14 protein-coding genes are annotated in these 17,779 nt (G+C 73.5%); 12 read left to right on the top strand and 2 right to left on the bottom strand.

Annotated elements, in window-relative coordinates; genetic code table 11:
* Nucleotides 1-145: 145 nt before the first annotated feature.
* The gene (locus FA582_RS14440; protein ID WP_010146200.1) at nt 146-1,405 is read right to left on the bottom strand and encodes a glycosyltransferase; all 1,260 of its coding nucleotides are present in this window, start codon (nt 1,403-1,405) and stop codon (nt 146-148) included.
* Nucleotides 1,406-1,508: 103 nt separating this feature from the next.
* Between FA582_RS14440 and hutH the strand changes: the two genes are divergently transcribed.
* The 5 genes from hutH to FA582_RS14415 all read left to right on the top strand — a co-directional run bounded on the left by hutH (nt 1,509) and on the right by FA582_RS14415 (nt 7,351).
* The gene (gene hutH / locus FA582_RS14435) at nt 1,509-3,116 is read left to right on the top strand and encodes a histidine ammonia-lyase (RefSeq protein WP_010146199.1); all 1,608 of its coding nucleotides are present in this window, start codon (nt 1,509-1,511) and stop codon (nt 3,114-3,116) included.
* 71 nt (nt 3,117-3,187) lie between these two features.
* Entirely contained in the window at nt 3,188-4,852 is a 1,665-nt protein-coding gene (hutU, locus tag FA582_RS14430; RefSeq protein ID WP_010146198.1) for a urocanate hydratase, read from the top strand.
* On the top strand, nt 4,849-6,171 hold the full coding sequence (locus FA582_RS14425) for a YjiH family protein (RefSeq protein WP_010146197.1): 1,323 nt from the start codon (nt 4,849-4,851) through the stop codon (nt 6,169-6,171). The genes hutU and FA582_RS14425 overlap by 4 nt, the downstream gene beginning before the upstream one ends.
* Before the next feature lie 106 nt (nt 6,172-6,277).
* Nucleotides 6,278-6,700 (top strand): PPOX class F420-dependent oxidoreductase, encoded by a 423-nt coding sequence (locus tag FA582_RS14420; protein WP_010146195.1) that lies wholly within the window; start codon nt 6,278-6,280, stop codon nt 6,698-6,700.
* 108 nt (nt 6,701-6,808) lie between these two features.
* Nucleotides 6,809-7,351 carry a Uma2 family endonuclease gene (locus tag FA582_RS14415; RefSeq protein ID WP_010146194.1) on the top strand — a complete coding sequence of 181 codons (543 nt, stop codon included), beginning with the start codon at nt 6,809-6,811 and terminating at the stop codon, nt 7,349-7,351.
* On the opposite strand, the gene FA582_RS14410 is transcribed toward FA582_RS14415, so the two are convergent.
* Nucleotides 7,341-7,823, bottom strand: a complete 483-nt coding sequence (locus FA582_RS14410) for an aminoacyl-tRNA deacylase (protein WP_010146193.1) — start codon at nt 7,821-7,823, stop codon at nt 7,341-7,343. The genes FA582_RS14415 and FA582_RS14410 overlap by 11 nt on opposite strands.
* An 88-nt stretch (nt 7,824-7,911) precedes the next feature.
* On the opposite strand from FA582_RS14410, the gene FA582_RS14405 reads away from it, so the two are divergent.
* From FA582_RS14405 to FA582_RS14375, 7 genes are all read left to right on the top strand, one after another.
* Nucleotides 7,912-9,168 (top strand): allantoate amidohydrolase, encoded by a 1,257-nt coding sequence (locus FA582_RS14405; protein WP_010146192.1) that lies wholly within the window; start codon nt 7,912-7,914, stop codon nt 9,166-9,168.
* The gene (locus FA582_RS14400) at nt 9,165-10,562 is read left to right on the top strand and encodes a formimidoylglutamate deiminase (RefSeq protein WP_010146191.1); all 1,398 of its coding nucleotides are present in this window, start codon (nt 9,165-9,167) and stop codon (nt 10,560-10,562) included. Before FA582_RS14405 ends, FA582_RS14400 begins: the two co-directional genes overlap by 4 nt.
* Nucleotides 10,563-10,653: 91 nt before the next feature.
* On the top strand, nt 10,654-11,856 hold the full coding sequence (hutI, locus tag FA582_RS14395) for an imidazolonepropionase (protein WP_010146190.1): 1,203 nt from the start codon (nt 10,654-10,656) through the stop codon (nt 11,854-11,856).
* An 83-nt stretch (nt 11,857-11,939) separates the two neighbouring features.
* Nucleotides 11,940-13,313 carry a sensor histidine kinase gene (locus FA582_RS14390; RefSeq protein ID WP_158640889.1) on the top strand — a complete coding sequence of 458 codons (1,374 nt, stop codon included), beginning with the start codon at nt 11,940-11,942 and terminating at the stop codon, nt 13,311-13,313.
* A complete protein-coding gene (locus FA582_RS14385; RefSeq protein WP_010146188.1) occupies nt 13,310-14,023 on the top strand; it encodes a response regulator transcription factor in 714 nt (237 codons plus the stop codon). Before FA582_RS14390 ends, FA582_RS14385 begins: the two co-directional genes overlap by 4 nt.
* Before the next feature lie 219 nt (nt 14,024-14,242).
* Nucleotides 14,243-15,025 carry an ABC transporter ATP-binding protein gene (locus tag FA582_RS14380; RefSeq protein ID WP_010146187.1) on the top strand — a complete coding sequence of 261 codons (783 nt, stop codon included), beginning with the start codon at nt 14,243-14,245 and terminating at the stop codon, nt 15,023-15,025.
* On the top strand, nt 15,025-17,529 hold the full coding sequence (locus tag FA582_RS14375; RefSeq protein ID WP_051125073.1) for an FtsX-like permease family protein: 2,505 nt from the start codon (nt 15,025-15,027) through the stop codon (nt 17,527-17,529). The genes FA582_RS14380 and FA582_RS14375 overlap by 1 nt, the downstream gene beginning before the upstream one ends.
* Nucleotides 17,530-17,779 lie beyond the last annotated feature (250 nt).

The raw sequence follows: 17,779 nt of genomic DNA, 5'->3' as shown, positions 1-17,779 counted from the left end.
CACACGAGCCCCATCCGTCACCTCCTGCCAGGACATCAGGATCTGCGCAGGTCATGCCCCCCGGCAGATCCTGATTGCCTGGCACTGTGGTGCGCGTGCGGCGGCAGTGACTCCCTGGCCCAGCTGATCCTGTGACGGCAGGCGCTCAGGTCGGGTCGGTGGTCGGGCAGATGAGCGCGACGACCTCCTCTACGGTGGGGCCCGTGGCGATCTGAGCGGCCAGCTCCTGGGCACGTCGCGTGTATGCCGCATCCCCGAGAACGCGCTGGACCGCTGCTCGCGCGGCGCGTGGGGAGAGGGTCGGCCGGGCGATGCCGACGCCCACCCCTGACCAGCTGACCCTCGCCGCGACGTCGCGCTTGTCCTCGCTCGCGCCGACGCAGACCAGGGGCACGCCATGCCGCAGCGCATGATTGACTCCGCCGTAGCCGCCGTTGGTGACCATGACGTCACACACCGGGAGCAGCTCGTCGTAGGGGAGGAAGTCGGCGACCCGGACGTTGGGCGGCAGCCGGTCCAGGCCGAGGGGGCCGCCGCAGGTCGTGGCGACCACCAGCACGTCGACCTCGGCGAGGCCGGTGATCGTCGGTGCGAGGAGCTGGCCGAGGTCGGCGTTGGCGATGGTGCCCTGGGTCACGTGCACGACCGGACGGGTGCCGTCCAGGTCGTCCCACCACGGCGGCAGAGCGTGCTCGCTCGTGGTGCTGGACGTCAGGGGGCCGATGAGGTGGATCGGGGCGGGGACATCGGCAGGGTCGCGGGGATACTCGAACCCGGGGGCGGTGAACTGCAGGACCCCATCGCTGCGGGCCGGCCAGTCGAAAGGGATGAGGTCGGTGGTCACGCCGGTCTGCGTGCGGACCTCGTCCTGGGCACGCCGCGTGATCGGCCGCAGGAAGCGGTGCGCCAGGGCTCGGATGGTCGCGTTGCGGGCCCGGGTGATGGGGGAGGAGGTAGGAGGGAAGGCAGGGAGCAGCGCCATGAGCGGCAGGAAGCCGAGCGCCAGCACGCAGGGACGCGAGGCGCGGGGGCGCAGAACCAACTGCATACCGGCCAGGAAGAGGGGGTCGCAGAGCACGACGTCGATACCTCGGGCGATCTCCTGGTCGACGACCCTGAGCTGGTGCGGCATCGCCTCGACGAACCGGGTGAGGTCGAAGCGCGCGAGCCTCATCCCCGACAGTCCGGCACGTCCGGGGACTGATCCGTCGAGGTCGGTGTCGTCGAAGTCGACCTCGGGAGGCAACGGCAGGGTGCGGGCGCCGAGATCGGCGAAGGTGTCGAGGTAGCGGGCGCCGGTGATGACGCTGACCTCGTGACCGGCCGCGACCAGCGCTCGGGCGAGCGGGGCGGTCGGACCGACGTGGCCCCGGGCGGGCTGGACGCAGATCAGGACCCGTGACATCGACTCACCTTCCGACCTCGCAATCCTAGTGTGTCCGGGATCCGAGACACGAGGGCGCCTGCGGGGGGTGACGGCGGGCCTGCCGACCGGTCCAATGGTCGGTATGAGTCGTCTTCCCGAGCAGGACAGCCCGACCGAGGTGGTGGTCGGTGTGGGCCCGCTGTCGCCCGCCGAGGTCGTCGCCGTTGCCCGGCACGGAGCGACCGTGACGCTGGCGGAGGAGGCCGTCGAGGGCATCGCGGCCACCCGCCGCATCATCGAGGACCTCGCCAACGACACCCAGCCGCACTACGGCATCTCCACCGGCTTCGGGGCGCTGGCCACCACGAGCATCCCGCCGGAGAAGCGCGCGCAGCTGCAGCGCAGCCTGGTCCGCAGCCACGCCGCGGGCTCCGGCGCCGAGGTCGAGCGCGAGGTCACCCGTGCCCTCATGCTGCTGCGCCTCTCGACCCTGGCCACCGGCCGCACGGGGGTCCGGGTCGAGACCGCGCAGGCCTACGCCGCGCTGCTCAACGCCGGCATCACCCCGGTGGTGCGCGAGCACGGCTCGCTCGGCTGCTCCGGCGACCTCGCGCCGTTGGCTCACTGCGCCCTGGCCGTCATGGGGGAGGGGATGGTCCGCGTCGGGCCCGCCGCGGGCGCCGACCGCGCCGCCTGGGTCGACACCCCGCAGGAGCTGCTCCCGGCCGGTGAGGCACTGGCCCGCGCCGACATCGCCCCGGTGGAGCTGGCGGAGAAGGAGGGCCTGGCCCTCATCAACGGCACCGACGGCATGCTCGGCATGCTCGTCCTGGCACTGCACGACCTCGACACCCTGCTCACGACTGCCGACATCGCGGCCGCCATGAGCGTCGAGGGCCAGCTCGGCACCGACGACGTCTTCGCCGCCGACCTCCAGGCGCTGCGCCCCCACCCCGGCCAGGGACGCTCGGCCGAGAACCTGCGGAACCTGCTGCGCGACAGCGAGATCCGCGAATCACACCGGACCGAGGCCTGCACCCGTGTGCAGGACGCGTACTCCCTGCGCTGCTCGCCGCAGGTGCACGGCTCGGCCCGCGACACCTGCGGGTATGCCTTGACCGTCGCCGGACGCGAGCTGGCCGCCGCCGTCGACAACCCCGTCGTCACCCTCGACGAGCGGGTCGAGAGCAACGGCAACTTCCACGGAGCCCCGGTCGCGCACGTCCTCGACTTCCTCGCCATCGTCGCGGCCGACGTGGCCGGCATCAGCGAGCGGCGCACCGACCGCTTCCTCGACGTCGCCCGCAACCACGGCCTCCCGCCCTTCCTCGCCGACGACCCCGGCACCGACAGCGGACTGATGATCGCGCAGTACACCCAGGCCGCGGTCGTCAGCGAGCTCAAGCGGCTGGCCGCCCCGGCGAGCGTGGACTCCATACCCTCCTCCGCCATGCAGGAGGACCACGTGAGTATGGGGTGGGGCGCCGCGCGCAAGCTGCGACGCGCCGTCGACGGGCTGGGTCGAGTGGTCGCGATCGAGGTGCTGACCGCCGCCCGCGCTCTCGACCTGCGCGCGCCGCTCACGCCCGCACCCGCCACCGCAGCCGTCGTCGCCCTGCTCCGCGACGCCGGGGTCGAGGGTCCCGGGCCCGACCGCTACCTCACCCCTGAGATCGAGGCGGTCGTCGACCTCGTCGCCGACGGTCGCGTCCGCGCCGCCGCCGAGCGCGTCACCGGACTGCTTAACTAACCGCATACCTGCGACCGGGCGACGCACGTCGCGCCTCCGGTCGGGACCACACCCACGTCGAAGGAGACACCATGGAGGGCGCTCGCCCCGTCCGCGCCGCGCGCGGCACCACCCTGACCGCTCGCTCCTGGGCCACCGAGGCTCCGCTGCGGATGCTCATGAACAACCTCGACCCTGAGGTCGCCGAGCGCCCGGACGACCTGGTGGTCTACGGCGGCACCGGCCGCGCCGCGCGCGACTGGAAGAGCTTCGACGCCATGGTGCGCACGCTCACCGACCTGCGCGAGGACGAGACCATGCTGGTCCAGTCCGGCCGCCCCGTCGGGGTCATGCGCACCCACGAGTGGGCGCCGCGCGTGCTCATCGCCAACTCCAACCTCGTCGGTGACTGGGCGACGTGGCCCGAGTTCCGCCGGCTCGAGCAACTCGGCCTGACGATGTACGGCCAGATGACCGCCGGGTCCTGGATCTACATCGGGACCCAGGGGATCCTGCAGGGGACCTACGAGACCTTCGCGGCCGTCGCCGCCAAGAAGTTCGGCGGCACCCTGGCCGGCACGCTCACCCTCACCGGCGGCTGCGGCGGGATGGGCGGGGCGCAGCCGCTCGCAGTCACCCTCAACGGCGGGGTATGCCTCGTCGTCGACGTCGACGAGTCGCGCCTGCGGCGCCGGGTGAAGAGCCGCTACCTCGATGAGGTCGCCGACTCCCTCGACGCCGGCATCGAGCGCGCGCTCGCGGCGAAGGGCACCCGTGAGGCGGTCTCCATCGGGGTCGTCGGCAACGCGGCCGAGGTCTTCCCCGAGCTGCTGCGCCGGGGCGTCGAGATCGACGTCGTGACCGACCAGACCTCCGCGCACGACCCGCTCTCCTACCTGCCGACGGGCATCGACCTCTCGGACTGGCACGACTACGCCGAGAAGAAGCCGGAGGAGTTCACCGACCGGGCGCAGGAGTCGATGGCACGGCACGTCGAGGCGATGGTCGGCTTCATGGACGCCGGCGCCGAGGTGTTCGACTACGGCAACAGCATCCGCGACGAGGCCCGGCAGGGCGGGTTCGACCGGGCCTTCGAGTTCCCCGGCTTCGTCCCGGCCTACATCCGGCCGCTCTTCTGCGAGGGCAAGGGTCCGTTCCGGTGGGCCGCGCTCTCCGGCGACGAGAAGGACATCGCGGCCACCGACAAGGCCGTCCTCGACCTCTTCCCCGACAACGACCACCTGCACAAGTGGATCCGCGGCGCGCAGGACCGGGTTGCCTTCGAGGGGCTGCCGGCCCGGATCTGCTGGCTCGGCCTCGGCGAGCGGGACAAGGCCGGGCTGCGCTTCAACGACATGGTCGCCAGCGGCGAGGTGTCGGCCCCGATCGTCATCGGGCGGGACCACCTCGACTGCGGGTCGGTCGCCAGCCCCTACCGCGAGACCGAGGCGATGGCCGACGGGTCCGACGCCATCGCCGACTGGCCGCTGCTCAACGCCCTGGTCAACACCGCCTCCGGCGCCTCCTGGGTCTCGATCCACCACGGCGGCGGCGTCGGCATCGGCCGCTCGCTGCACGCCGGGCAGGTCTCCGTCGCGGACGGCACCGACCTCGCGCGACAGAAGCTGGAGCGCGTGCTCACCAACGACCCCGGCATGGGTGTCATCCGGCACGTCGACGCCGGCTACGACCGGGCCGACGAGGTCGCCGCGGAGCGCGACGTGCGGATCCCGATGCGGGAGGGCGAGCAGGCATGAGCACCCAGACCCGGCCCACCGACGTGCCGGCCACCTCCGCCCCCATGTGGAAGTTCTTCGCCTTCTCCGCGATCGGCGTCCTCATGTTCTTCGTGCCCGTCACGATCGGGGGCAGGAGCACGATCCCGCTGGACCACATCGTCTCCTGGGTGCGTGAGGCGATCCCCGGCGTCCTGCCCTGGTATGCCCTCGCGCTCATCGTCGCCGGCGCGGCATACCCCTGGGTCACCGGGCAGTGGCGCCGCAGCACGACCGACCTCGTCTTCGCCGTCGCCCGCGTCGTCGGGCTGGTCGTCGGCGTCATGCTCGTGCTCGGCATCGGACCGGCCTGGCTCTTCGCCGACGGGATGGGCCCCTTCCTGCTCAACGCCCTGGTCATCCCGGTCGGGCTGCTCGTGCCGATCGGCGCGATCTTCCTGGCGCTGCTCACCGGCTACGGGCTGATGGAGTTCGTCGGGGTGCTCGCCCGGCCGGTCATGCGGCCGCTGTTCCGCACGCCCGGACGGTCGGCGATCGACGCGGTCGCGAGCTTCGTCGGGTCCTACTCGCTGGCCCTTCTCATCACCAACCGGGTCTACCTCGAGGGGAAGTACACGCGGCGCGAGGCGATGGTCATCGCGACCGGCTTCTCGACCGTCTCGGCGACCTTCATGATCGTCGTCGCCACCGCGCTGGACCTCATGCAGCACTGGTCGCTCTACTTCTGGTCCACGCTGCTCATCACCTTCGCCGTCACCGCGATCACCGTGCGGATCCCGCCCCTGGGCCGCATGACGGACGAGACCGCTCCGGGCGTGGAGCCCGCACCCGAGCAGCCGGTGCAGGGCAGTCGGGTCGCCGCCGCCTGGGGCGAGGCGCGGCATACCGTCGCGGCCGACCCCGGCATCCTCCGGGTCATCGCCTCGACCTTCGTCGACGGGATCAAGATGGCCATGGCGATCCTGCCGAGCATCCTGTCGATCGGGCTGCTCGGGCTGGTGCTCGCGGAGTACACCCCCATCTTCGACTGGCTCGGCTACCTCTTCTACCCCATCACCTGGGCGCTGCAGATCCCCGAGCCGCTGCTTGTCGCCAAGGCCTCCGCGCTCGGCGTCTCGGAGATGTTCCTGCCCGCCGCGCTCGTCGCCGAGTCGGCGATGTCGGTGAAGTATGTCGTCGCCGTGGTCTGCGTCAGCCAGGTCATCTTCTTCTCGGCGATGGTGCCCTCGCTCGTCGGCACGCAGATCCCAGTGTCCCTCCCGAAGCTGCTGGTCATCTGGTTCGAGCGGGTGGTGCTGAGCCTCGTCCTGGCGATCCCCGTGGGGCTGCTGCTCTTCTAGTCGCTCGCGAGCGTCCCGTGGGAGTTGGCGTATGCCGTGACTCCCACGGGACCCTGCGTGCAGATCGAGGGGGCGTCGGGGCTCGTGGCGCCGTAGGTTCGTCGCCATGACGTCATCAGCGGTCCAGCGCCTCGGGTCGGAGGAGTTCCTCCTCGTGACCACCTTCCGCCGCAGCGGCGAGGGGGTGCCCACCCCCGTCTGGGTGGTGCCCCTGAGCGACGGGGAGCGGATCGGCTTCTACACGACCATGGGCACCGGCAAGACGAAGCGGTTGCGGCACACCGCCCGGGTCCTGGTGCAGCCGTGCAGCCGCACCGGCGCGCCCACCCCCGGCACCCGCCCGACGCAGGCCACCGCCGAGATGGTGCAGGGTGGCGCGGAGTTCGAGGAGGTACAGGCCGGGGTGCGCGAGAAGTACGGCTGGCAGACGCGGGTCTTGCGCCTCGTCGGGAGGTTCAGCAACCGCGGCAAGGGGCGGACGTATGGCGACACCGTCGTCCTCATCCGGCCTGAGACCAAGGCCGCCTGACACGGTCCGCTGAACGCCGATCAGCAGGGCCTGTGGAAAAACTCAGGGCCACGTGCGCCGCAGGCCTCATGCTGGACGACATGACCAGAGAGGGGCACCATGGGAGCCATGAGCATGACCGAGGTGGGCGTCTACACGGTCGAGGACCTGTATGCCTATCGCGAGCAGCGCGACGACATGACCATCCAGCTGATCGAGGGTGAGCTGGTCGTGTCACCGAGCCCGGCCGTCATCCACCAGGTGGTCAGCGGGGAACTCTTCGCGATCCTCCGCGCCGCCTGCCCGCCCGAGCTGCGGGTCCTCGCCGCGCCGCTCGACGTCCGCGCCGGCGAGCGCAGCATGCTGCAGCCGGACCTGATCGTCGTCCCCCGTGAGCTGCGCAGCGGTGGTCAGGTCGAGACCCCGCCCCTGCTCGCCGTCGAGATCCTCACGCCCTCCAGCCGCCGCACGGACCTCGTCGCCAAGCCGCAGGTCATGGCGCGCTTCGGGTGCCCGCACTACTGGGTGGTCGACCCCGAGGCCCCGGCGGTCCAGGCTCTGCGCCTCGTCGGTGGTGGCTATGTCCCTGCGGCCGTCGCCGAGGGGGATGACGAGCTCGTCGTCACGGAGCCCTTCGCCGTGAGGTTCCGCCCGGTCGACCTCACCCGCTGAGCTCGGTGACGTCGGCGACCTGGGCACCGAGGGCAGCCAGGGCATCCCGTGCGCCGACGGTGACCGCGACGCCGTGCGCCCCCGCCCCGAGGGAGATGCGCCGGTCCGGCTCGTCCGCCGCGGCGAGCGAGGCGTCGGCGATGACCGGCCAGGCCGTGGTCGAGCCGAAGGGCGTGATCGTGCCGCGCTCGAAGCCGGTGGCCTCCCGCGCGGTCTCGGCGTCCGGCATCGACAGCCGGTTGACGCCGAGCAGCGCCCGCAGCCGGGGCCAGGAGATCTCCCGGTCGCCGGGCACGAGCACGAAGAGGTAGTCGTCCTCGCCCCGGCGCACCACCATCGTCTTGACGATGTCGCGCGGCTCCACGCCCCGGACCCGGGCCGCCTCCTCCAGGCTCCCGACCCGCCCGTGCCGGGTCACGGCATACTCCAAGCCGGCCGTCTCGACCGCCGCCAGGGCTCGTTCCTCGCTCATGCGGACCAGGGTAAGCCGTCCAGCATCCGAGACTCCGGGCGTGCGCCGCCCCTCCCGCCGCAAGCGGCGCGGCCCTAGAGTTGAGAGCGTGAGCACCGCCGTCGCCGAGCACCTGAGGACCTTCGACCGCCTGTGGGCCGACCTCGACTCGGTCGGGCGGGTGGGCAGCGGCGGCTACCGCCGGTTCGCGTGGACCCGGGAGGACGCGACGCTGCGCGAGTGGTTCGCCGGGGAGGCCACGGCACGGGGCCTCGACCTCGTCGAGGACCGCGTCGGCAACCAGTGGGCGTGGTGGTGGGACGGACCCGGGAGCGTCGACGACGCGGCGCGCGCCGGTCAGAAGGCGGTGGTCATCGGTTCCCACCTGGACTCGGTGCCCGACGGCGGTGCCTTCGACGGCCCGCTCGGCGTGGTCAGCTCCTTCGCCGCGCTCGATGCACTGCGGGCCCGGGGCATCTCCCCGGCCGTGCCCGTGGCGGTCACCAACTTCGTCGACGAGGAGGGCGCGCGCTTCGGGATCGCCTGCGCCGGGTCGCGGATCCTCACCGGGGCGCTCGAGGCCGATCGGGCGCGCGGTCTCACCGACGCCGACGGCGTGACGTATGTCGACGCGCTCGCCGCCGCCGGCCGTGACCCGCAGCACCTCGGTCCCGACGCCGAGGCCCTGGCCCGCATCGGGTGCTTCGTCGAGCTGCACGTCGAGCAGGGGCGGGCGCTGGTCGACCTCGACGCCCCGGTCGCCGTCGCCAGCGACATCTGGCCGCACGGGCGGTGGCGCTTCGACTTCCCCGGCGAGGCCAACCACGCCGGCACCACCCGGCTCGTCGACCGCCGGGACGCCATGCTCGGCTATGCCGACCTCGTCCTGCAGGCGCGCGACGTCGCCACCCGGCGGGGCTGCGTCGCGACCGTGGGCAAGGTGGCCGTCACCCCGGGCGGGGTCAACGCCATCGCCTCCCACGTCACCGGCTGGCTCGACGCCCGCGGAGCCGACGAGGCCGAGGTGGAGGCGCTCGTGGCCGACCTCACTGCCCGGGCCGGCGAGACGCTGGGGAGCGTCACGAGGGAGTCCTGGACCCCGACCACCCGCTTCGACGAAGCGCTCAGCGGCCGGTTGCGCGCGGTGCTGGGCAGCGACGACGCACTGAGCGTGCCGGTCCTCGGGACGGGAGCGGGCCATGACGCCGGCATCCTCGCCACGGCCGGGATCCCGACCGCCATGCTCTTCGTGCGCAACCCCACGGGCGTCTCGCACAGCCCCGCCGAGCACGCCGAGCAGGCCGACTGCCACGCCGGGGTGGATGCGCTCGCCGCCTGCGTCGCCGACCTGGTGGCCCACCCGTGAGCGCCCGCACGACCTTCCACGCCCCGGCGGCGCACCTCCCGCAGGGTCTGCGCCGCGACGTCCGGCTGACGGTCGAGGCCGGGCGCTTCGTCGAGGTGAGCGACGGCATACCCGCGCAGCTCGGTGACCACCGCCTTTCCGGCGTCGTCCTCCCGGGCCTGGCCAACGCGCACAGCCACGCCTTCCACCGCGCGCTGCGCGGTCGGACGCACACCGGCGGCGGGACGTTCTGGACCTGGCGGGAGGGGATGTATGCCATCGCCGCCCGACTGGAGCCCGACACCTATCTGGCGCTGGCCCGCGCGGTCTACGCCGAGATGGCGCTCGCCGGCGTGAGCGCGGTGGGGGAGTTCCACTACCTGCACCACGCGGCCGGCGGCAAGCGCTACATGGACCCCAACGCGATGGGGCACGCGCTCGTGCAGGCGGCGGCGGACGCCGGCATCCGGCTCACGCTGCTCGACACCTGCTACCTCGCGGGCGGCCTGGACGGCGCGGGGTATGCCGCACTGGAGGGGCCGCAGCTGCGCTTCGGTGACCTCGATGCCGAGGCGTGGGCCCTGCGGGTGGACGACCTGCACGACCACACCGACGGCGGTCCGGCGCACGTCCGGGTCGGTGCCGCCATCCACTCCGTGCGGGCCGTGCCGCGCCCCGATCTGGCCGTCGTCGCGGGATGGGCGCGGGACGGCGCCGTCCACCCGCCCGGCGAGCACGGGGCACACGGCGGAACTGCCGGGACCTCGCGGCCGGTGCACCTCCACCTCTCCGAGCAGCCGGCCGAGAACGACGCCTGCCTCGCCGCCCACGGGATGACCCCGACCGCCCTGCTCGAGGCCGAGGGTGTGCTCGGGCCGGACCTGTCGGCGGTGCACGCCACGCACCTCACCGATGCCGACGTCGCGCTGCTCGGGCGGCACCGCGCCCACGCCTGCTTCTGCCCCACCACGGAGCGCGACCTGGCCGACGGCATCGGCCCGGCGCGGGCGCTGCGGGACGCGGGGGCGCGCCTGTCCCTCGGGTCCGACCAGCACGCCGTCATCGACCTCCTGGAGGAGGCTCGCGCCCTGGAGATGCACGAACGGCTCGCCACCCTCGAGCGCGGGCGGCTCGCCCCGGCCGACCTGCTCGGCGCCGCCACGGCCCACGACAGCATCGGCTGGCCCGACGCCGGTCGTCTCGAGGTCGGTGCCCGGGCCGACCTCGTCGCCGTCCGTGACGACACCGTGCGGACCGCCGGCAGCGACCCTGCGCAGATCCTCCTCGCCGCCACCGCGGCCGACGTCGACACCGTCGTCGTCGACGGCCGGGTCGTCGTCGAGCAGGGCCGGCACCAGCTCGGGGACGTCGGGGCGCTGCTCGCCGAGGCGATCGCGCCGCTGTGGCAGGAGTGAGGCGGCGTGAACCCCCGTCTCTCGTGCCTGCACGCGGCACTGGGCGGGACAGCCCTGACAGCGCTGGACCACGACGCGAGAGGATCGACCCATGAGCATGCTCATCACCGGCATCCGTGAGCTCGTCACCTGCGACGACACCGTCGAGGAGACGGCGGGCTCTCCCCTCACCGAAGGCCTCGGCGTCATCCCGGACGCCGCCGTCGTCATCGGCGGTGGCGGCGAGGACGCCGCGCCGGCCGTGGAGTGGATCGGCCCTGCCGACCAGGCACCGGACGCCGACTGGGCCATCGACCTGGGTGGCAAGGCGGTGCTCCCAGGGTTCGTCGACAGCCACTCCCACCTCATCTTCGCGGGCGACCGGTCCGCGGAGTTCGCGGCCCGGATGACCGGTCAGGCCTACGACGGCGGCGGGATCGCCGTGACCATGGAGGCCACCCGCGAGGCCTCGGACGCCACGCTGCGCGCGCTCATCCAGGCCCGGGTCGCCGAGATGCGCGCCCAGGGAACCACCACGGTCGAGATCAAGAGCGGCTACGGCCTCGACGTCGAGCACGAGGTGCGGGCCCTGCGCCTGGCCCGCGAGGTGACCACCGAGACCACCTTCCTCGGCGCCCACGTCGTGCCGCCGGACGCGAGGGAGGCCGGGGGGCGGGCGGCATACCTCGACCTCGTCTGCGGTGAGATGCTCGCGGCCTGCGCGCCCTCTGCCCGCTGGATCGACGTCTTCTGCGAGCCGGCCAGCCCGCATGCCTTCGACGGCGAGGAGTCGCGACGGGTCCTGGAGGCCGGACGTGACGCCGGGCTGGGGCTGCGGGTTCACGGCAACCAGCTCTCCCATGGGCCGGGCGTGCAGCTCGCCGTCGAGCTCGGGGCGGCCAGCGTCGACCACTGCACCTTCCTCAGCGACGAGGACGTCGACGCGCTCGCCGGGAGCTCGACCGTGGCCACGCTCCTGCCGGGGGTGGAGTTCTCGACGCGCCAGCCCTACCCGGACGCCCGCCGGCTGATCGACGCGGGCGTCGCCGTGGCCCTCGCCACCGACTGCAACCCCGGGACCTGCAACTCCTCCTCGATGCCGCTGATGATCGCCCTCGCCGTGCGGGAGATGGGGATGACCCCGGCGGAGGCGCTGCGGGCGGCGACGGTCGGCGGCGCCCGGGCGCTGCGGCGCGACGACGTCGGCCGGATCCGGGTCGGGCAGCGCGCCGACCTCGCGGTGGTCGACGCGCCCAGCGTGCTCCACATCCCCTACCGCGTCGGGGTCCCGATCGTGCGCGCGCTGGAGATCTGAGGCGACCCGGTCCGCCCCTGGGTGGACGCGGTCACGACCCTGGTATGACGCGGCGCCCCGCCCTGACGCCTAGGCTCGTCCGGGTGAGAGTGACGACAGCTGCTGCCCGGGAGATGGCGCAGCAGGTCAGGACCTGGGCGCGCTCGACGCCCTGGCTGCCGGATGTGGCCCTGGTGGCTGCCCTGCTGCTGCTGATGGTGGTCGGTGGAGCAGGTCTGGGTGGTCCGGCCTTCCTGGCGATCAGCCTGGTGCAGATCGTCCCGCTGGTCTGGCGCCGCACCCACCCCCTGCCCGTGGCCGTCGTCGTCGCGGTCGGGTGCCTGCTCCAGCTGGTGTTGCTTCCAGGGCCGTTGACCAGCAACATCGCCGTGCTCATCGTGATCTACAGCGCTGCTGCCTTCGGCTCCCCGCGCACCTCCAGGATCGTGCTGATCATGGGCCTGGCGGGTGCGCTCATCGGCGCGCTGCGCTGGTCGGCGTACTACGGCTTCGGCTCCTTCCTCAGCATCGTCGCCATCCAAGCGACCTTCCTCGCCTGCTTCGTCGGGGTCGCCTGGGTGCTCGGCGACGTCATGCGTCGCCGCCGCGCGGTCGTCGCCCGCCTCACCGAGCAGAACCGCGCGCTGGCGCGCGACCAGTCCCAGCGCGAGCGCCTCGCGGCCCAGGACGAGCGGGCCAGCATCGCCCGGGAGATGCACGACGTCGTCGCCCACTCGCTCGCGGTCGTCGTCGTCCAGGCCGACGGCGGGCTGTATGCCGCGCGCCAGGCCCTCTCGAAGGACCCCGGGATCGCTGCGGACCGGGCCGCTCTGGAGCGGGCCGCGACCACCCTGGAGACCCTGGCCGACACAGCGCGGGCCTCGCTCGCCGACACCCGGCGACTCGTCGGGGTGCTGCGGGACGCGAGCAGCGGTGCGGAGTACTCCCCGCTCCAGGGGCTCGCCCACCTCGACGACCTCGTGGACCGGGTGCGCAGCTCGGGGGTGGACGTGCAGGCCCACGTGCGCGGCGACGTCGCCGCCCTGCCCCAGGACGTCGACCTCGCGGCCTACCGCGTGGTGCAGGAGTCGCTCACCAACGCGATGAAGCACGCCGGCCCGGACGCCTCGGTCGACGTCGACGTCCTGCGGACCCCCGAGGTCGTCCTGGTCCGGGTGAGCGACGACGGCCTCGGACGCCACGGGGCGGCCTCCGACGGCGAGGGCAACGGCCTGGTGGGGATGCGCGAGCGCGTCGAGGTCGTCGGCGGCACCCTGCACGCCGGGCCCCGCCAGCGGCGCGGCTGGGAGGTCGTCGCGACCCTGCCGGTCCCGGTGGGCTCGGAGGTCCCCGATGCCGCTGGGGCCGATGCTGCTGGGCCCGATGCCGTTGCGCCCGAGGCCGCCGAGGCCCCGACCGTCGCGGCGGCGTCATACGCCTCGTCGGACACGACACGGATGCCAGAAGGAGAACGATGACCGACGCACCCACCCGGCTCTTCCTCGTCGACGACCAGGAGCTCGTGCGGGCCGGCTTCCGCATGGTGCTCGACGCCCAGGACGACATGACCGTCGTCGGTGAGGCCGGTGACGGTCAGACCGCGCTGGAGGCGATCGCCCAGACGCGCCCCGACGTCGTGCTCATGGACATCCGGATGCCGCGGATGGACGGTGTCGAGACGACCCGGCGGCTGCTGGGCGAGGACGGACGCGGCGGAGCCGCCGGCCCCAAGGTGCTCGTGCTCACGACCTTCGACCTCGACGAATACGTCTACGCCGCGCTCAAGGCCGGCGCCTCGGGCTTCCTGCTCAAGGACGCCGGTCCGGCCGAGCTGCTGTCGGCGATCAGGGCCGTGCACGCCGGCGATGCGGCGATGGCTCCCTCGACGACCCGGCGGCTGCTGGAGCGCTTCGTGCCCGAGCTGCCCGAGGCGGGCTCGGAGGGGGCGGCGGCGCGGGACCGGCGGGTGGCAGCCGCCCGGCTGGAGCCCCTCACCGAGCGCGAGCGCGAGGTGCTCGAGGCGGTGGGCCGTGGCCTGACCAACACCGAGATCGCGGCCGAGCTCTTCCTCGCCGAGGCCACGGTCAAGACGCACATCGGGCGCGTGCTCGCCAAGCTCGGGCTGCGCGACCGGGTGCAGATGGTCATCACGGCCTACCAGACCGGCCTCGTCGGGCGCCCCGAGTAGCGCGGCACCGCCGCGGCGCAGAGGGTCCCGTGGGAGTCGTGCGATATGCCGACTCCCACGTGACGCTGCCCGCCACGGGTGGAGCGTCCCGTGGGTCTCGTGCGATATGCCGACTCCCACGGGACGCACGCCGTCCTACCACGGGTGGACCGGGGCAGGCGGGAGGTCGAGACCTGCGGCCGATGCGTGGGGCGACCGGGGGTCCATACCGTCGCTGGTATGACGACAACGACACCGCAGCGCGGATCTGCACCCACCACGACACGACAGGGCAGCGCACTGGCCGCCAGCGCGCTCGACCTCACCAAGACCTACGGACGCGGGGAGGCCGCGGTCACCGCCCTCGACGGGGTGTCCGTCGGGATCGAGGCGCGCCGGTTCACCGCGATCATGGGCCCCAGCGGCTCGGGCAAGTCGACGCTCATGCACCTGCTGGCGGGTCTGGACACCCCCACCAGCGGGCGGGTCCACCTCGCGGAGCACGAGCTCAGCTCGCTCTCCGACGGGCAGCTGACCCGGCTGCGGCGGGAGTCGGTGGGCTTCGTCTTCCAGGCCTTCAACCTGCTGCCGACGCTCACCGCCCGGCAGAACCTCCGCCTCCCGCTCGACCTCGCCGGCCGCGACGTCGATGCGGCGTGGGAACGGACCGTCGTCGACGCGCTCGGGCTCACCGAGCGTCTCGACCACCGTCCTGGGGAGCTGTCCGGCGGGCAGCAGCAGCGGGTGGCGCTGGCCCGGGCCCTGGTCACGCGTCCGGCGGTGATCTTCGCGGACGAGCCGACCGGCGCTCTGGACTCCACCACGGGGGCCGAGGTGCTCGCCCTGCTGCGGCGCTCGGTCGACGAGTGGGGCCAGACCGTGGTCATGGTCACCCACGACCCGGGCGCGGCCGCCGTCGCCGACCGGGTGCTCATGCTCGCGGACGGTCAGATCGCCGGCGAGCTGGACCACCCCGACGCCGACGCGGTGCTCGTCGCCCTGCGCGACCTGGGGAGGGCATGATGGCGCGCGGCTGGATGACGGCCGGACTGGCCTCACGGGGACGGCGGCTGGTCGCGGCGGCGGTCGCGATCATCATCGGCGTGGGATTCCTCACCGCGAGCGCGGTCATCCTCGCGACCGCCCAGAAGGAGTTGGAGGACGCCGTCGCGGCAGGGCTGCGCGAGGCCGACCTCGTGCTCACCGGGGAGAGCGGACCGGTCGACCTCGAGGCGTATGACGAGGTGGCCGCGATCGAGGGCGTCTCCGGTGTCACGGGGGAGGCCTCGGTGTTCACCGAGCGGGCCGGGGACTACTTCCCCGGCACGAGCCTGCCGCTGGCGGGCGCGACCCTGCTCTCCGGAGAGCTCCCGACCGGGTCGGGAGAGATCGCGGTCAACCCGGCCGCCGCCGATGACGGCCTCGCCCTCGGCGACACGGTCTCGATCACCGGCGCGCCCACCGAGGGCGGCGGGCGCGGGGAGGCCGTCGACGTCACCGTCGTCGGGATCGTGGAGCCCGGGCCGGTGCACCCGCTCACCTTCGGGCTGGGCTACGTCGCCTCCGACCCGACGCTGCGCGAGCTGGACCCGGCCCTGACCTACCAGCACGTCGTCATCGAGCTGGCCGACGGGGCGGACCCCGTCGCCGTCCGTGACGCGATCACGGGGACCGTGCCGGACGCCACGCTCAGCACCGGCCCCGAGGCCGCCGAGCGGGCGGTGACGGCTGCGACCGGGGGCACGGCGGTCCTGGGAGCGATCCTGCTGGGCTTCGGCGGGGTGGCTCTGCTCACGGCGTCGCTGGTCATCGCCAACACCTTCACCATCACCCTGGCCCAGCGCACGGGCGAGCTGGCCCTGCTGCGGTGCGTCGGGGCCACCCGGGCTCAGGTGCGACGGTCGGTGGTGCTCGAGGCGCTCGTCCTCGGTCTCGTGACCTCGGTGGTCGGCGTGCTCGCGGGTGTCGGGGCGGGAGCGGGCCTGCTCGCCGTCGCCCGGCAGCTCGACCTGGGCATCCCGATGGGCGACGGGCTGGCCCTCGGGTGGCCGAGCCTCGTCCTCCCGGTGGTCGTGGGCGTGGCCGTCACCGTGCTCGCCTCGCTGTGGCCCGCGGCCCGGGCCACCCGGGTGTCGCCGCTCGCGGCGCTGCGACCGTCCGACCTCCCGTCGGAGGGGTCGCGTGCTGGGCTGGTGCGGATCGCTCTGGCGGTGCTCCTGCTGGCCGGAGGCACCGGCCTCATGGTCATGGCAGCCATCTCACGCGAGGTCCTGCTCGGGGTGCTCGGCGGCGTCGTGTCCTTCGGTGGCGTCCTGCTCGCCAGCATCCTGGTGGTGCCCTGGGCGGTCCGGGCGCTCGGCCTCGGGGCGAGGGTCGCCGGGGTGCCCGGGCGTCTCGCGGTCGCCGGCGCCGTCCGCAACCCCGGTCGTGCGGCGGCCACCAGCGCCGCCCTGCTCGTCGGGGTCACGCTCATCACGATGACCTCGGTCGGGGCCGCCTCGGGTCAGCGCACCGCCCTCGGGGAGATCGACAAGGAGTATGCCGTCGACCTCGTCGCCGAGGGTGCGCCCGCCGACCCCGGCCCGGCCTCCGGTGGGTCGGAGGAGTTCCTGGTCCCCAGCCCGGTCGACGACGACCTCGCCGCCCGACTGGGGGACGTCGACGGGGTGGACGCCGCGGTCGCGGTGGACACGGCATACCTCCGCATGGGCGAGTCGATGGACCCGACCCGCGCGGTGGCCCTCGACCGAGGCGCCGCCGAGCAGGTCCTGCGCAGCGAGGACCTGGTCGACCGGGTCGAGCCGGGCATCGCCGGCCTCGGTGACACCGACCTGGCGATCCACGGTCTCAGCGCGGGTGATGAGCTGCGCGTGAGCGGTGCCGAGGGCAGCCGCGAGCTGCGCGTCGTCGAGCTCGGTGTCGGCGGGAGCCGGTTGGCGCTGCACCCTGACGACCTCGCGGCCCTCGCCGGCGACTCGGCCCGACAGGGCGCGGTGCTCCTGCGCCTCGGCGAGCAGGCCGACGTGGTGGCGACGATGACCGGCGTCTCGGAGATCACCGACGAGGCGGGTCTGCAGCTCGACGGTGCGGCCGGGCTGCGCGCCCAGATCGTGCAGATCCTCGACGTCATGGTGCTGGTGGCGACGGCGCTGCTCGGGGTGGCCGTGGTCATCGCGGTCGTCGGCATCGCCAACACGCTGTCGCTGTCGGTCATCGAACGTCACCGGGAGCACGCGTTGCTCCGCGGCCTGGGGCTCACCCGGGGCCAGATGCGGGTGATGCTCATGGTCGAGGGTGTGCTGCTGGCGCTCGTCAGCGCGGGCATCGGGCTGGCGCTCGGGGTGGCGTATGCCGCGCTCGGCATCCAGACCCTGCTCCCGGAGGGCACACCGCTGGCGCTGGCCGTGCCGTGGGGGCGCGTCGGAATCATTGTCGCGGTCGCGCTGTTGGCTGGGGCGCTGGCCAGCGTGCTGCCCGCTCGCCGCGCCGCACGCGTCAGCCCCGCCGAGGGGCTGGCCGCGGCCTAGGACCGGTCGGGCGGCGGTGCAGGGACTGACCGCCGACCCGACCGTGGGGACTCCTCGCCTCAGGGCGGGTGGCAGGCCCCGCAGGGCCGGCCGGGAAGGGACACCCGGCCGGCCCTCACGGCGTCCCCGACCCGCTGCGGGATGGCGTTCAGAGGGAGATGGCGCTCAGTGGGAGACGGCCCTCAGGGGAGGCACCCTTTCGTCGGCGCGCGCCGTCAGGGGGGTCGCGCTCCGCTCAGTCGGCGCGGGT

The organism is Serinicoccus profundi (assembly GCF_008001015.1).
GTDB classification, from domain to species: Bacteria; Actinomycetota; Actinomycetes; order Actinomycetales; family Dermatophilaceae; genus Ornithinicoccus; species Ornithinicoccus profundi.
Note: the sequence above shows the minus strand (reverse complement) of the source record. Positions and strands in the feature narration are given on the sequence as shown.

Bases quoted from the DNA above. Each gene is read 5' to 3' on its own strand.
- FA582_RS14440 (WP_010146200.1), bottom strand. From the start codon at position 1,405: ATGTCACGGGTCCTGATCTGCGTCCAGCCCGCCCGGGGCCACGTCGGT.
- hutH (WP_010146199.1), top strand. From the start codon at position 1,509: ATGAGTCGTCTTCCCGAGCAGGACAGCCCGACCGAGGTGGTGGTCGGT.
- hutU (WP_010146198.1), top strand. From the start codon at position 3,188: ATGGAGGGCGCTCGCCCCGTCCGCGCCGCGCGCGGCACCACCCTGACC.
- FA582_RS14425 (WP_010146197.1), top strand. From the start codon at position 4,849: ATGAGCACCCAGACCCGGCCCACCGACGTGCCGGCCACCTCCGCCCCC.
- FA582_RS14420 (WP_010146195.1), top strand. From the start codon at position 6,278: ATGACGTCATCAGCGGTCCAGCGCCTCGGGTCGGAGGAGTTCCTCCTC.
- FA582_RS14415 (WP_010146194.1), top strand. From the start codon at position 6,809: ATGAGCATGACCGAGGTGGGCGTCTACACGGTCGAGGACCTGTATGCC.
- FA582_RS14410 (WP_010146193.1), bottom strand. From the start codon at position 7,823: ATGAGCGAGGAACGAGCCCTGGCGGCGGTCGAGACGGCCGGCTTGGAG.
- hutI (WP_010146190.1), top strand. From the start codon at position 10,654: ATGAGCATGCTCATCACCGGCATCCGTGAGCTCGTCACCTGCGACGAC.
- FA582_RS14385 (WP_010146188.1), top strand. From the start codon at position 13,310: ATGACCGACGCACCCACCCGGCTCTTCCTCGTCGACGACCAGGAGCTC.
- FA582_RS14380 (WP_010146187.1), top strand. From the start codon at position 14,243: ATGACGACAACGACACCGCAGCGCGGATCTGCACCCACCACGACACGA.
- FA582_RS14375 (WP_051125073.1), top strand. From the start codon at position 15,025: ATGGCGCGCGGCTGGATGACGGCCGGACTGGCCTCACGGGGACGGCGG.